Origin of the sequence: Chryseobacterium proteolyticum, assembly GCF_046591535.1 — a bacterium.
Classification (GTDB): domain Bacteria; phylum Bacteroidota; class Bacteroidia; order Flavobacteriales; family Weeksellaceae; genus Chryseobacterium; species Chryseobacterium proteolyticum.
The window spans coordinates 214,355-230,505 of record NZ_JBJLWK010000002.1; the positions used below are offsets into that span (position 1 = coordinate 214,355).

The 16,151-nt window shown below is 36.0% G+C and carries 10 protein-coding genes and 1 pseudogene; 6 read left to right on the forward strand and 5 right to left on the reverse strand.

What is annotated here, in order from left to right:
• Positions 1 to 441 precede the first annotated feature (441 nt).
• The 6 genes and pseudogenes from ACJ5H0_RS06810 to ACJ5H0_RS06835 all read left to right on the forward strand — a co-directional run bounded on the left by ACJ5H0_RS06810 (position 442) and on the right by ACJ5H0_RS06835 (position 6,623).
• Complete coding sequence (locus ACJ5H0_RS06810) at positions 442 to 741, forward strand: EamA family transporter (RefSeq protein WP_411248336.1); 300 nt, start codon at positions 442 to 444, stop codon at positions 739 to 741.
• Positions 707 to 1,447, forward strand: a complete 741-nt coding sequence (locus ACJ5H0_RS06815; RefSeq protein WP_411248338.1) for a DMT family transporter — start codon at positions 707 to 709, stop codon at positions 1,445 to 1,447. Before ACJ5H0_RS06810 ends, ACJ5H0_RS06815 begins: the two co-directional genes overlap by 35 nt.
• 23 nt (positions 1,448 to 1,470) lie before the next feature.
• On the forward strand, positions 1,471 to 2,499 hold the full coding sequence (locus tag ACJ5H0_RS06820) for a methionine ABC transporter ATP-binding protein (RefSeq protein WP_411248340.1): 1,029 nt from the start codon (positions 1,471 to 1,473) through the stop codon (positions 2,497 to 2,499).
• Complete coding sequence (gene metI, locus ACJ5H0_RS06825) at positions 2,492 to 3,148, forward strand: methionine ABC transporter permease MetI (RefSeq protein WP_411248341.1); 657 nt, start codon at positions 2,492 to 2,494, stop codon at positions 3,146 to 3,148. The genes ACJ5H0_RS06820 and metI overlap by 8 nt, the downstream gene beginning before the upstream one ends.
• 117 nt (positions 3,149 to 3,265) lie before the next feature.
• The gene (metQ, locus tag ACJ5H0_RS06830) at positions 3,266 to 4,075 is read left to right on the forward strand and encodes a methionine ABC transporter substrate-binding lipoprotein MetQ (RefSeq protein ID WP_172279313.1); all 810 of its coding nucleotides are present in this window, start codon (positions 3,266 to 3,268) and stop codon (positions 4,073 to 4,075) included.
• A gap of 283 nt (positions 4,076 to 4,358) precedes the next feature.
• A pseudogene (locus ACJ5H0_RS06835) lies at positions 4,359 to 6,623 on the forward strand (glycoside hydrolase family 3 C-terminal domain-containing protein).
• Between the two features lie 191 nt (positions 6,624 to 6,814).
• Here ACJ5H0_RS06835 and ACJ5H0_RS06840 read toward each other — a convergent pair.
• From ACJ5H0_RS06840 to ACJ5H0_RS06860, 5 genes are all read right to left on the reverse strand, one after another.
• On the reverse strand, positions 6,815 to 7,369 hold the full coding sequence (locus ACJ5H0_RS06840; RefSeq protein ID WP_411248343.1) for a hypothetical protein: 555 nt from the start codon (positions 7,367 to 7,369) through the stop codon (positions 6,815 to 6,817).
• Between the two features lies 1 nt (position 7,370).
• Positions 7,371 to 10,919 carry a DUF6443 domain-containing protein gene (locus ACJ5H0_RS06845; RefSeq protein WP_411248345.1) on the reverse strand — a complete coding sequence of 1,183 codons (3,549 nt, stop codon included), beginning with the start codon at positions 10,917 to 10,919 and terminating at the stop codon, positions 7,371 to 7,373.
• Positions 10,920 to 10,924: 5 nt separating this feature from the next.
• Positions 10,925 to 11,323, reverse strand: a complete 399-nt coding sequence (locus ACJ5H0_RS06850) for a hypothetical protein (protein ID WP_411248346.1) — start codon at positions 11,321 to 11,323, stop codon at positions 10,925 to 10,927.
• 148 nt (positions 11,324 to 11,471) lie between these two features.
• On the reverse strand, positions 11,472 to 14,363 hold the full coding sequence (locus ACJ5H0_RS06855; RefSeq protein WP_411248348.1) for a hypothetical protein: 2,892 nt from the start codon (positions 14,361 to 14,363) through the stop codon (positions 11,472 to 11,474).
• 6 nt (positions 14,364 to 14,369) lie between these two features.
• Positions 14,370 to 15,998 (reverse strand): T9SS type A sorting domain-containing protein, encoded by a 1,629-nt coding sequence (locus tag ACJ5H0_RS06860; RefSeq protein WP_411248350.1) that lies wholly within the window; start codon positions 15,996 to 15,998, stop codon positions 14,370 to 14,372.
• Between the last annotated feature and the right edge of the window lie 153 nt (positions 15,999 to 16,151).

Below are 16,151 nucleotides of genomic sequence, written 5' to 3' on the forward strand. Positions count from 1 at the left end.
ATTCTAAAGCAAAGCTATTCACCGAGGACGCCAAAACTCGACGTATTAAAATTTTGTTTAACTATTCGTAAGTGATTTGAGGTAGTTTTACAATAATTTCAGGTATACCCGATTTAAAATACACATATAAACAATTAAAAACCAAACACATATACATCAAGATAAATTAATTTCACAAAAAGTCTACTTTTTTAGTAGACTTTTAAAAATTTATGTTCTATATTTGCAAACGTATTCAGGAAATAAAAAAAATGAAACCGGAATTTAAACATACCTATTCGCTAAATAAACAAGCCATCACTTCTATGATGATGCAGTGCAGTATGCCTATGTTCCGACATTGCCGTGGTTGACCTTACTTTTATTATGACATATTTTATAAGGCCTTACCACATTGTAAGGCCTTTTTTATTTACATGAACAACATTAAAAAAACATACAATGAGTACAACTAGCTCTAAAAATAATTGGTTGATCCCAATAGCATTTACCAATATTTATGTAATCTGGGGGATTACATTTTTGGCTATTTCTTTCGGATTACAGGGGTTTCCTCCCTTTATCCTTTCAGGTTTCAGATTTTTGGTTGCCGGAATACTTATGCTGGGCTATTTGTCGGCCAAAGGAGAAAAAGCCAATTCTTTGGGTAACTGGAAAAAAAAACGGTATTACCGGAATTCTCATCCTTACCGGTGGAACAGGGCTTGTGGCCTGGGGCGAACAATATGTGACGGCTTCTGAAGCAGCCATCACGATAGCAACGGGACCGTTTTGGTTTATTGCTATTGATAAAAAGAACTGGAAATATTATTTCTCAGATAAGTTTATACCTATTGGACTTATTATAGGCTTCATAGGATTGATTTTATTTTTAAAAGGAAGCGTTAGCGCTAATGTTCATCATGCTGCCGTCAGTGATTCTGTTCGGGTTACGGCATTTGTTGTACTTGCATTAAGTTCGGTTGCATGGGTTCTAGGATCGTTATATTCAAAAAAGAATCCTGCCAGTCAGTCTACTTTTATGAATATTGCCCAGCAGCTTATTATTGCAGGAGTGGCTTCTTTTGTTATTGCATTTTTCAGAAATGAATGGAATAATTTTTCCTTAACAACAATTCCGTTATCAGCTTGGTTGGGAGTTTTATTTCTGATTTTCTTCGGATCAATCATCGCTTATCTTTCGTATATCTGGTTATTATCCGTAAAACCTGCGGCTCTGGTAAGTACGCATACTTATATTAACCCAATTGTAACGGTATTGGCCGGATGGATTATCGCTAATCAGACCATCAATGGAAACCAGTTGTTTGGACTGACCATTATATTAGCCGGCGTCCTACTTACCAATATCACCAAGTATTTCAAGCTTTCAAAACGATCAAAAGTAAAGATCAGAAAGGTGTTACGGTTTACAAAAAGGAACAACAGGCCTTATCAGCCCATATAAAATTTCAACGTAATTAAACTATAATGATAGAGATCAAGAACATTTCAAAAACCTTTCACAAGAAGAAACAGGCCTTTAAGGCACTCGATGATGTCAGTCTCAGTATTGAGCAGGGGGACATTGTCGGAATCATCGGATTTTCAGGAGCCGGAAAAAGTACATTAATACGAACTGTTAATCTGTTGGAAAGGCCCGACCAGGGACAGATTATTATCAATGGAAAAGATTTCGTTCAGCTAAAATCTAAAGAACTGGCTAAAGAGCGGAAGAAAATAGGAATGATATTTCAGCATTTCAATCTGCTTTCTTCAAGGACTGTTTTTGAAAATGTAGCATTGCCACTGGAACTGGATCATGTGAACCGGTCAGAAATTCAAAGTAAGGTCAACGAACTTTTGAAAATTGTAGGGCTTGAAGAAAAAGCCAGTGAGTATCCTAAAAGTCTTTCCGGAGGACAAAAACAAAGAGTAGCCATTGCGAGGGCATTAGCTAATGATCCGTACCTTCTGCTTTGTGATGAGGCAACAAGTGCATTAGATCCCGCTACAACCCAGTCGATCTTACAATTATTACGCGATATCAATCAACGATTAGGAATTACTATTTTATTGATCACTCACGAAATGGATGTAATCAAGTCGATTTGTAACCACGTCGCTGTTATTGATAAAGGAAAACTCCTTACCAAAGGAACCCTGCAGGAAATTATTTCGGATAAAGAACATCCGGTTATTAAACAATTTATAAACCCAGGCATCATGACTATACCTCAGGAGCTTAACAAAAAGCTGCAAAAAGAGCCAAAAGACGGTCTGTTTCCGCTTGTGGAAATAGAGCTTAATGAACATATTACAGTAGAAAAACTACTTTCAAAGATCTATGACGAATATAAAATTCCTTATAAGCTGCTAAAGGCTGATGTAGAATATTTGGGAGATTCCAATTTTGGGAAGCTTCTTCTGCAGCTTCAGGGAGAATCCGAAGAAAATCAAAAGGCGATCTATTATTTTAATCAAAATAAAATTCAAAATACAGTAAAGGGCTATGCTTAGTGATTCGGTAATTTCCCTTTTATCAAAGGGCATTTGGGAAACAGTATATATGACATTTGTTTCCGGTTTTTTTGGTTTTGTTTTAGGTCTTCCGGTAGGGATTCTTTTGTTTCTTACGAGGAAAGGACAGCTCCTTGAAAATAAGATCTATAATAGAATTTTATCCATCTTGGTCAATATTTTCAGATCCATTCCATTCATAATTTTGATCGTATGGATGATTCCTTTCACAAGAGCTTTGGTGGGAACCTCTATTGGAGTTAATGCTGCCTTGGTTCCGTTGAGCATAGGAGCGGCACCGTTTATTGCCAGATTGGTTGAAAACAGTCTTCTCGAAATCCCTTACGGACTTATTGAAACCGCAAGAGCTTTAGGAGCTACTCCACTTCAGATCATCAAAAAAGTACTGCTGCCGGAAGCGCTTCCTTCACTGATCAACAATGCAACCATCACGCTGATCACTTTAGTAGGCTATTCTGCCATGGGAGGAGCTGTTGGTGCCGGTGGATTGGGACAAATTGGTTATCAGTATGGATACATCGGCTATGATGCTGTGATCATGAACCTTGTTTTGGGGCTTTTGGTCACTTTGGTTTTTATCATTCAGTTTTCTGGAGATAAGCTGGCAAAGAGATTTGATAACCGGTAAAGAGTTGGAGCGTGTTTGTGTTGGAATTCAATGCGATCAACAACTCCACTCCCACAATTAAACAATTTTGCAGTTCCGCAATTCGCGATTCTGCCTTTAAATAAAAAATAGTATATAATGAAGAAATTAAAAATCTTAGGACTTCTTACAGCAGGTTTGCTGGTATTTAATGCATGTAATTCAGCTAAAAAAGATGATCCTAATTACATCAAAGTAGGAATTACCTCAGGACCAGAGCAACTGATCGCTGAAACAGCGAAAAAAGTAGCTAAAGAAAAATACAACCTTGAAGTTGAGCTGGTTGCTTTTAATGACTATGTAGTTCCAAATGAAGCTTTGAACAATGGTGATATTGATGCCAATGCCTTTCAGCATGTTCCATACCTGAATGAACAGTCCAAACAAAGAGGCTATAAACTGGCCGTTGTAGGAAATACATTTGTCTATCCTATAGTTGCCTATTCAAAAAAGATTAGAAATATCAGTCAGCTACAGAATGGAAGTACTGTTGTAATTCCCAATGACCCGACGAACGGAGGGCGTTCATTGCTGTTACTACAGAAAAATGGTTTATTAAAACTAAAAGAAGGGGTGGGACTTCTTCCTAAAGTCACTGATATTACAGAAAATCCAAAGCAGCTGAAAATCCTGGAAATTGAAGCACCACAATTACCAAGAGTGCTGGATGATAAAGAAGTGGTGATCGCAATCATCAACAATAATTTTGCGGCACAGGCAGGATTGGACGAAACAAAATCCGGGATTTTTAAAGAAGATAAAGATTCACCTTATGTAAATGTAGTGGTTGCAAGACATGACAATAAAGATGAGGAAAAGGTAAAAAACTTTTTAAAAGCTTACCAGTCTGATGAAGTGGTGAAAAAAGCAGCAGAGATCTTTAAAGGGGGTGCTGTGAAAGGATGGTAATTTTGATTTAATAGTATAGCAATTGAACAATGCAACGATGATATAACATCCTAATTTTTCAATTGCTACTATGGCATTACAATTTTTAGCTTTTATCCTTTCCGGGTGAAAAAAAATCATGCATTTTTTTTCAGTAGCAAAAACCCTTACAACAGGGACCTTTGTGATTTGTTCGTTTGGATAAGAACCTGATATAATTGATTATTTCTTAAAAATTTTCATTATCTCAATTTGAGATAATAAATAAATTTCCTATTTTTGTTACGAATCAAAAAAAGGTTTTATGTTTAAGAAAACTGCCATAGTAAGTTTATTCACTCTTATTTCAATTTCTTCAATGGCTCAGAATACTACCCTCCCGATCTATTTAGATGAATCGAAACCGGTTGAACAACGTGTTAAGGATGCTCTTTCCAGAATGACACTGGAGGAAAAAGTAGCCATGCTTCACGCACAATCAAAATTCAGTTCACCAGGTGTTCCAAGATTGGGAATTCCTGAATTCTGGACAACAGACGGACCTCATGGGGTACGTCCGGAAGTTATGTGGGATGAATGGAATCAGGCAGGCTGGACCAATGATTCAATTATTGCTTATCCGGCATTAACTGCTTTATCCGCTACATGGAATAAAAAAAATGTCATGGAACTACGGTAAAGCATTAGGAGAAGAAGCCCGATACAGAAAAAAAGATATCCTTCTCGGACCCGGAGTTAATATTTACAGAACTCCACTCAACGGAAGAAACTTTGAATACATGGGGGAAGACCCTTACCTGACTTCCAAGATGGTAGTTCCTTATATCCAGGGAGTGCAATCGAACGGAGTGGCAACGAGTGTAAAACATTTTGCCTTAAATAACCAGGAAATGTTCCGCCATACCAGCAATGTTAGCGTGGACGACAGAGCCCTGTATGAAATTTATTTACCGGCTTTTAAAGCAGCAGTAACCGAAGGGGATTCATGGACGATCATGGGCGCTTATGATATGTATAAAAACCAGTATGCCAGCCAGAACCAATACCTTTTAAATGATATCCTGAAAGGAGAATGGAAGTATAAAGGAGTGGTCGTTTCAGACTGGGGTGCGGTAAACAATACTGAACAGGCTATTCATAACGGACTGGATCTTGAATTCGGAAGCTGGACCAACGGTTTATCGGCAGGAACAAAAAATGCATACGATAACTATTATTTAGCAAAACCTTATCTGGACCTTATTAAATCCGGAAAAGTAGGAACTAAAGAACTGGATGACAAAGTGAGCAGACTTTTAAACCTGGCTTATAAAACAACAATGAACCGAAACAAACCTTTCGGAAATATTGCTTCCGCTGAACATCAGGCTGTAGCCAAGGAAATCGGTGAAGAAGGAATTGTTTTATTAAAAAACCAGGGGAACGTATTACCAATCGATCTCACCAAAACTAAAAAAAATAGCAGTGATCGGCGAAAATGCGATTAAGATCATGACTGTTGGTGGTGGTTCTTCATCATTAAAAGTAAAATATGAAACATTACCCTTAGACGGAATCAAAAAAAAGATTCGGAAAGCAGGTTGATGTGCAGTATGCAAGAGGATATGTTGGAGATATCGGCGGAGAATACAACGGGGTAAAATCCGGACAGGACCTGAAAGATACACGCTCTGAAACCGAACTAATCAATGAAGCTGTAGAGCTGGCTAAAAAATCTGATGTTGTTATTTTCATTGGAGGATTAAATAAAAGCGATTTCCAGGACAGCGAAGGAAATGACCGTAAAAGCTATGGACTTCCATACAACCAGGATCATCTGATCTCTGCGTTGGCAAAAGCCAATAAAAATCTTGCTGTTGTTTTAGTTTCCGGAAATGCAGTAGCAATGCCTTGGATTAAAGAAGTACCTACCATTGTTCAATCCTGGTATCTGGGTTCTGAAGCAGGAAATTCGATTGCTTCTATCTTAGCAGGCGACGCAAACCCTTCAGGAAAATTGCCATTTACTTTTCCGGTTAAGCTGGAAGACAATTCCGCGCACCAATTAGGGGAATACCCGGGCCAAAAAGATCAACTGGCAGCAGGAAAAGGAAAAGATCAAAAAAATCCGATCAACATTACTTACAATGAAGGAATTTTCGTAGGATACCGTTGGCATGATACAAAAAACATCAAACCTTTATTCAGCTTCGGACACGGACTAAGCTACACGACTTTCGAGTTTGGAAAAGCTAAGGCGGATAAAACAACGATATCCCAGGATGATAAAATTACATTTACCGTACCGGTAAAAAATACAGGAAAGAAAGCAGGTGCTGAGGTCGTTCAATTGTACATCAGTGACCTTAAATCCTCTGTTCCCCGTCCGGCAAAAGAACTCAAAGGTTTTGAAAAAGTATTTTTAAATCCCGGAGAGCAGAAAGAAGTAAGCATTAGCATTGACAAAACAGCACTAAGCTATTTCGATGCCGATAAACATGACTGGGTAGCTGAACCGGGAGATTTTGAAGCCTTGATTGGAAATTCTTCAGATGCCATTAAAACTAAAGTGAAATTCACTCTAAAGTAGATAATTTTTTTTTTTCATCATTTGTGTTTTTTGACTCCCGAAAGGGAGGTTTTCTTTTTATATAAAATTATTTGAAATTGGTATTGTAAAGAAATATAAAAGCAAAAATCCAGGAATTGCTTTCCTGGATTGATATTTATTAAGACCAAATATACCCTATTTCAATATCTATAGTGGATTTTCTTTTTTAGCTATTTCGATTGCTTATTCAGGTCATACTCAATTTCTAAGTATTGAAGCGCATCAAAGGTTGCCAAATCTTCCAGATAGACAAATGTTTCTTCAAAAATTGAGTACGCAAAAACATTCACAGGTATTGCAGGCTGTTTATTATTTTTCAATTGCTTAAATAAGTCATTACAAGGAGTTTCCTCTTTCGAATTAATTTCAAAATTATTTTTGTATTGTTCTGTTTTTCCAAAATTTTCATCAGATCTATCAAAAAATACGATAAACCTGTTATCCGTAACTTTAAAGCATTTACATTGATTTTGATCTATGCTAGAGTTTGGTAATTGGTTCTTTAAACTGACAGTGAAATATCTTTCATGAATCGGTGTTACCAAAGCATAAATAGTAGATTTCTCATAATCATTTAAAACAATTGTACTAGATTTATTAGTAAATGTCAATACATTATTTACTTTTCTATACACAGAACGGCTTTTAAAAAAATCGCTTGCATCTTTATTCTGTGCATTAATTCCTGTACATATTAGAATTAATATAAAATAAACTGTTTTCATTTTATTTAAAGTCACTATTATTTGAAAATTTATTATTCATATCTCCAAAATTTCTTTGTTTAAATAATGAACTGTTATCAAAGGGTTTTCCATAAGGATAGACTTTACCCATTTCATTGCCATTAGTTCTAAACAAAAACCTTATAACTTTCTTAGATAAGGCATGTTCTAAATCACCAGATGATGGTCCATTCGTTCCCCATTTGCTTCCATGTGAATGCATATCCCAATTTAACGTACTCGAAGAATACCCTAACTTATCAAAACTTAAATAATTAGGTGACAATGTAGGATTTAGCTGGGTTCCTAATGCATATTCATTTTTTCCATTAATAGTATTACTGGCAATTGACCACTCGTTTGTACTATGAAGAGCAGAAAACTGAAATACGTCCAATGCATCTTTTCTGTTAGTAGTCACTGCAATACGAAGATCAGATTCACTAAATCCAAATTCTTTACTTCTATTTTTTGATAAATCACTAATAATTGTTCCGGCAGAAGAGTTGTTTTTATTTACTTTAACAAAATCCTGACCTTCTTTTCCTTCTCCTTTTATTGCTTTTTGAGCCAATCCATTAGAGTCCTTTATAGCATTTCCTTTAGAATCACTCTTAGCAACATAGAGCCTATCAAAACTATCATTCGTTTTTTCAATCAGGCTTATACTTCCATTTTGATCTATTCCGTAGTCGTCATAATTCATTCCATTAGAGTCTACAAATAATATAGGATTATTGCCTGAAAAATGATATAATGATTGACTAATATATTTTTCTGCTAAAGGATCTATAACACCCCATCTTCCTAAATCAGGCATATACATCCTTGCTCCATAATCATACATACCTGTCTCTTGCAACTCCTTACCATTATACTTATAATTTAAATATCCTCCTAACAAACCTTTAAGCCCTCCTATATGGTTCATCCCAAATGGATAATAATTATTCGTATCGATTGTTTCCAAAGCACCAGCATTATTTTTTGCATAACTAACTCTTGCATTTCCTAAGTGGTCTCTATACTGGTAAATATAACGATTTTCTGTAAAACTGTAAAAGCCCTCTGCTGTTGAAACAAAGTCTAGTATCCACTGTGGAGTTATCGGCTTTGTAGCATCAAGACCTCCATCCTTAAAAGCTTCCTGCTCAAATGCCACACTTGTACGACACCATGTACATTGAGTAATTTCTGAATATTTATATTGAAAGCCATCTAAATAATCAATTATATTTTTTGTTATGGTAGGATTCCCTCTATTCCCTCCACTGGTATTGGTTTTACGCACTTTTACACCATCTGCTCTATATAAATAATCCAATCCAAAACTGCTAACTCCCCCAAATGGATCGCTTTGAGTAATTGAATAAGAATCAGGTAAGCTCAGGTAATTGTAACTGATTGCATTAATCCCCTTATCTTTCATATTGATCATATTTCCGTTAAGATCATAATCAATTGAGTTATTTCCACCCTCATAACCTGTACTATTCAATTGATTTTCAATAACCTTATCTAATCGATTTCCAGTATATTGGTATTCCAAATTGTCAATGATAGTTGAAGTAGTTCCACCAAGAGGCAACGCCTTCCTTTTAAGGGTTTGAATATTACCATTCAAATCATACGTAAGATACTCATCAAAATTACTATTATGAGGAATTATTGCTTCTGGTTCTGCATAAAAACCATCTGTTAATCTGTTAACTCCATCATAAGCATAATTATATCTTTTTAGAATATCTTCTGAAGAATTTTTCCAGTCAATCTCTGCAATATTTCCATTGAACTTACCTACAGTAGTGCTTGAATAAACAGGGTTATTATATCGGATTTCATAACCAAATAGTTTTCCGTTCAAATTGGAGGGATCATTAATTTTAGTCATCCAACCTTGGATATTGTAAGTATAATCAATACTTTGAAGAGGTGAAGCTATACTTGTTCCACCTACTTTTTTATTTCTTAGCTGAGAAAGCTCATTGTAATCATTCTGAACTAGGATTTCCTCTACTCCACTATCAACTTTATGTTTATGAATCTTCAATCGATTTTGATCATCATAAATAAATGTCTCAGTAATCATCCTTTCATTATCGGTAGAAAGCCTTTTATGTTTGGTTATAGTCTGATTTGGTAAACCTGAAAAATTGAGTTCGGATTCTGTTTTTGTATAACCTCCCAAATGATTGTATGAACGGTTTGAGATAAGACGCCCTTTAGTGTCATACAACATAAAGTCTCTTGTCCAAGCTTCATTTTCAATATTCCTGATATAAGAGGCTAATAATAATCCCTTAGCAAAACCATTCTGAGTGTTAAGAATAACTTTCTGGTTCAATATTATATCAGGAAGATCATTGGGAAACCATGAATCCCGCGGGAAAGCATCATAATAATTGATCATCATGATTTTTATAGAAGAAGTAGGATAAGCAGTATTGGAATAATTAAGCGCATCAGCTCCACTATCGGGAATAGTAGAACTTCCTCTAAGTTCATTATTACTTCCTTTTGCCTCCACATTTGTTTGCTCGGCTAATCTTCCTGCCAGCCCATAAGCAGCTGTACTGGTATAAATACCTGTATAAACTACTCTTCCCAATTCATCATATTTACTAAACAGCCATTGTTTACTCGCTCCCATATTTGCGTCCTGAGTCATTACCAATCGGTCCTGTTTATCATATACCATATATTCCCAACCTTTTCCGGGAAGTTTCTTAGCTACAAGCCGATTCCTTCCATCATATTGGTACTGATAACAAAGCGTATCCAATACAGAAGCAATAGTAGAAGCTACTACAGCATTTGGTGGAACAACAAGAACCAATTGATCAAATTGATTATACACATAGTAAGTATCTGCATTTAATGAAGCATTTACTGCTTTTCTAGCCAAAATAAGCTGCCCCTGAATATTCTTGTACTCGGTCGTAGCATTACCATCTTCATCTGTTACAACGGTTTTATACAAAACCCCTGCTGCATAATTTCCAGAAAGTGTTATGGTAGAAACAGCTGCCCCGCTGACCCAGTTTGTATTGGTCACCATATATTTTTTAACCTCAGTGGCTGAATTACTTCCATATTCAAATGTAGAGGGTTTGGTATTCCAGGCTGTCCCAGGCTGCTTTTGTTGAAGAACTCTATCTAAGGGAGAACTTTCAAGTATCTTTTCTCCATAAATCTTCTCAGTACCATAGATCATGGGATTAGATGCGTTACTTAATGGAGTCCCATATATATTCCCATTTTGAGTAGTAGTTTGAGGAACCGGAAGGTATTCGTTGGCCTGCCTTCCAAAAGCATCATATTCTACATGGGATACAACATCTTTTCCTAAAGGGGTAGCTTTTACCTTAACGGTTTGTTTAGCTCTTCCCAATCCGTCAAAATACTGTACTTCTACAGCCATTTTTGCAGTTTGCCCCACAGGGTAATCAAGGTAAGTTTTGGTCTGTACATAATTTACCGTATCAGTTTGCGCATGTATGATGTTTACACCAGATAACAATAGAACACCTAATATTATTATTTTTCTCACAATCATTAGTTTTTATAGTTGTATTTGAATTCTTTTACCATCTTAAGAGAAGTTACTCCAGATGTATCTGTCTGAACCTGTTTAATTTCCTTAAGTCTATTGGCAGAATCATAATAATAAAGTTCTCTTACTCCTAAAGGAGATGTAATACTCCTTACACCTACCAAAGCGTCATAAGTATAGGTGGTAATCCCACTACTTTGAACACCAACCGCTGCTCTGAAAGTTTCCATTGCAGATAGTAATGCTGTTTCAGCATCTCCAGGAAAAGCTGAAGCATCTGTATTGGAGGCTGAAATAAATGCGGTAAGCTGCGAACCAGCAATCTGACTAACCTGATCATAGGTTATCCCTTCTATCTTAGCAATGGGTTGGGTACTGTTATATCCCCAGATAATAGACACTGGAATACCATCTTTAGTTCTGTATTGCTGAAGATTTCCAAATGAATCATATTTCTCATAGGTTAATTCTGTAGTTGACGTACCACTTTGAAGGTTATAAGATTCGATTGAACTTGGAAAAAGATTTGAAAGATCTGCATATAGTGTTTCAGTTTTCTCTTTTGTCTGCCCATTTTTTTTTGGTTTCGGTTTCTAAAGGAATACCAAGCATATTGGCAGTAATCAATCTTTGATTACTTTTTTCTTTAGCATATTTATAAGAGCTAACGTATGTATCTCCACCAGTTATGCTTTTAGTAACAGATAATGGATAATCTTCAGAATTATAAATATAGTCTGTGGTAGTCATTACAGAGCTTTGTACTCCGTTTTTATAAAAATAAGAAGTTTCTTTCTTTTTGGAAGCTAATGTAATTCCAAACTTTTCAAAACTTTTATAGGGTATTGTCAAAATAATTCCAGGATAGTGGTTGGCCAAGGCTTGATAATTATCATAAGAGAAGTATTCAGCAACCATATTTTTATCATAGTTGCCTATAATTTTGATGCCATCATTTTTTTGAAACTCGGTTGTCACATACTCATTATTGGTTTCTGAAAGAATCTGTCCTAATTCATTATAAACCTTCTCTGACAAAGGCTGACCTCTTTTATAATCCAGATTAGGAATCGGTACTACTGGCATAATCGGGACAAGCCCTCCTTCATTAGGATAATCTAATGGTGAGCGGAATGTATACACCGTCTTTCCTTTACTATTTCCATTTTTATCAAGCTGTTTAACAGTAACATACTGATATCCAACGTCTGACCCTTGTGTTTTTTCAGTAGGAATAATATTATAATCCGTAGTAACGTCAAAATCAGCACTATATATAATACTGGGGTTCGTTTTGTTCTTATATGCATAAGAATCAGTAAAATTCATTACTGGTTCAGGATATACCAATGTCCCACTACTTAGAGTAGAATCACTAATATTCTTATAATCATAGTTGAACATCTTAGAAGGAACAGTTGAAGAAGGATTAGCATAATAAATTATATTATTAATCCTTAAACCACCTCCATAACGAATCTTTTCATTAACAAACACCTGCTCTTTCGTAGTAGCTTCAAATGTATCTCCAGTATCAGTAATGTTGGAAGGAAAATAAGACCCACCCAAAGATGCCCAATATTCGCCGGCTTCCAAATGTATAGTGGCATACATATCTGATACGATCTCTCCTTCATTTCCTATCCATGATATAGAACAGGCAGGAGGTTGAGGTTTATTACAGGTTTGGTTTCCAGGACTTATTTGATATATAGGTAAAGATGGGAAAGTACCGTCTGTATTTTTCTTAAATATCTTAAAATTCCAGTTGAAATTAATTAAAGAGCCCAACATATGATGCAAATTAACATCCTGCGGTGTCACAACAGTAAAAAATTGTTGCTTAAAATTATTATTTAATTGACCAAAATTAATGCTCCAAGTATTGATATTTGTTGTCCAATGTCCCGTCACTGGATCATTTCCTGTTCCACTATAATAATTACTATAGTCATTAGGACCAAAATCAAAAACACTCTTTCCTTTTGTTGGATAAGTTATTGAATTAAGAACATCTGTTTTGAATCCTCCAAGATTACCTTTGTAATAACCCCATTTATCTTTTTCAAGAATTCCACTAGTTGCATTATAAGTTAATACATATTCTTGGTTCTGAACATCTTGTGTATTCGGTGTTTTGGTAACTTTTGTCAACATCAATTTTTTTAGATTTTTCTGTTGACCGGAAGGAGTTTGATAATATGTATTTGTATATCCATAATCAAAAACATATTTTTCTGTGAACTGTGTTATACTCTGACCAAGATAATTACTTTGTACCGATTTTAGTTTGTAAAGTTCCGAAGGCTGAGTATAATTAGAATCTTGCCTTCCTTTTTCATAGGTCAGAATTACTGTCCCTCTACCTCTAACGTCAATACTAGTAAGAAGTTTTGTCTGGTTATCACTATAAACAATTTGAGTTTCAATAGCCCCGGGCATACTTGGGTCTGGACTTTGTTGAGTTCCTGTTTCTGTCTGGGAATTATTATAATAGTATATATTTTTTGCAAGCCTCTTTGTTGTTGTAGGGGCTTCTTCAAATTTCACTTGTGAAGTAAGTGAATAATTAAAAGATACCAAAATCTGACTATTCTGGTCTTGTATTTTAGCCAAGTGAAAAGAAGTCCAGTAATCTCCTACATCAACATTAGGGCTAATATCTCCAATACCTTCAATAAGACCAATTTTCACTGCGGTGATAGATCTTTGAGATTTTTCCATTGCATCAAAAGTATATCTGATTCCTTTATCATCTACTATTGTAAATGAATTAATGATTCCTTGTGCATCTTTACTTGTGATGATCTGAAGATTATTTTTATCTAGTTTTTCAACCTGATAATTTCCAGCGTCATCCTTAATCACATAAAATCTCCCTGAATGTCCTGAAAAGTTGTACTGATAAAGATCATATTCTGTATCGAATCTTCCCATAGCTGCTTCAAACCGATATTCATCCAGATTAAGAGACTGATCCTTTATCATTTTTGCAGTGGAATTGTAAACTCCATTATAGATTCCATATTTCGTCTTTGGGGGAGTGGAAAATAAGACACTCCTATCTTTTTCATCCGGGTTCCCTCCTCTTACAGTTCTTGATATTGTACCCCCAGCTATAAGACTCCACCCTAAACCTGTTTCCCCTGCTCTGTCTTCAGGTTTTGCATTTAGTGGATGGTATTTAAGTTGAAGATTCACCTTAACATTTGGACTGTTTGTTGGAATGCTCACCAATGGGATACTAATATCAGGGATTCCTGTATAATAGCTCACCGGTACTTCCTCAAACTTCATCAGATTGTTTGCTGTCGGTGCCGGAGCAAACATTTCGTTAATGTTTCCAACAAAACTTCTTGGTGTCGATGGTGAAACCTGGGCAATAAGCATATTTCCCCATAACGCCGCTAAAAGTATAACGGCTGAAGTATTTTTTCTCATGAAATATCAGTTTATTTTTTTAATCAGCTTGGCATTAGCCGTTTTATTCGTATCCGTCTTGATAACCACCAGGTAAGCACCTTGTATCAACGGCTGTGTATTAATCTTTGTTACCTTATTCTTGGTTTTTAGATTCTGAAGCTGCCTTCCTCCCATGTCATACAAAGTAATATCTGCTGCCCTGAAATCAAAGCCTATTTCCACATAAGCATAATCTGATACCGGATTCGGGTAGATCTTGATATCCTGTTTTTCGATCAACTGATCCAGTTGTTTATCTCCCAGCTTCACGATCTTCCAGTTCTCCTTTCCTAATTCCTCTGCACTGGTTCCCGCTAAAATGATGGAACCATCTCTGTTCAGCTTAATATCCGATAATCTCTCCTCTCTCTTTCTGGATTCTCCCTTCACATGCTTTCTCCACTGTTCATTTCCATTAGGGTCCAGATACAGCATCCAGAATGTTTCATCATCTGTTTCTATTCTTCCTTCTGCCTGAGTATAGCCACCCAATAAAATTCCTTTAGTTGAGGGTTGAGAGTTGTCAGTTGATAGCTGATTTAGGGCAGTCATACCCATCAAAACATCTCTGTTTTTGAAGTTGTAGGATTTCTGCCACTGCTCATCTCCTCTTTCATTTAAAGAAACCAACCACAAATCTGTTCCTTCTTCTATTCCTACTGTTTTATTACCTGATCTTTCACTTCTGGATTCTCCTCCGATGATATAACCGTTTGACGTTAAAGCCAGTGTTCTTAGATGATCATCTCCTTTTCCTCCCAGGTTCTTTTCCCATTCTACCTTTCCTTCTTTGTTTAGTTTTACAATCCAGTAGTCACCCTCTCCTTCGTTGGTGGTGTTTTTTGCGTAACGGGATACGGAATCTGAGGTTCCTGTGGCTGAGTTTTGATTCCCGGAATCGGAAACACGAAACTCGGAGCTTCTTGAATAGATTCCCAGAAGTGCTCCTCCATCTCTTGTGGGGATCATCTTTTCCACTTCGTCTAATCCTCTTCCTCCTAAAATAAGTTGTGAGAGTTCTTTTCCGTTTTTATCAAGTCTGATAACCAGGATATCTTTTGAACCATAACCTTTGGATGCATTCTGCACATTTCCGGCTACAACAAATCCTAAATCTGTGGTTTGGATAACCGATCTGGCTTCTTCATCAGCACTTGTTCCCAAGGTCTTTTGCCACAATTCATCTCCAAATTCATTAATTCTAATGAGCCAGATATCTGATCCTCCTTTGGAGTCATCTTTTTTATCTATTCCCTTTCCGGAATATGAGGTTCCTGAAATTAAAAAGCCTCCCTCCTGGGTAGCTACAGTTGAAGACAAATAATCATGATTGCCTCCTGCGAAATATTTCTCCCAAACCTGATCTCCTTGCTGGTTCAGCTTCACCAAATGAAAGTCGTAACCATTATTTTGCTGGGTGCTTCCTGCATCTTTCTTTTGGTTTCCAGCCTGTATGGCACTTCCTGTTATCAAATACTGCTGGTCAATTGTTGTGGTTACCTGGCTTAGGAAATCCTGGGTAGAAGATTTGATATCTTTTTGCCAAACCACTTCCTGGGCCGATAGCCCGGAAATAATGCACATAGAAAGTACACTGAAGTAGAGTTTTTTCACTTATTTTTTAATTTAAAGTTACTAGTAATTCACATTATAAAAATCGCGCTAATTTAACATTTTTTAATACACATAATATAAAATTTAGAGATATTTGACAATAATTTAATTCGCATATAACTTTTTAATAATTAGTTTATTATTTCATAACAA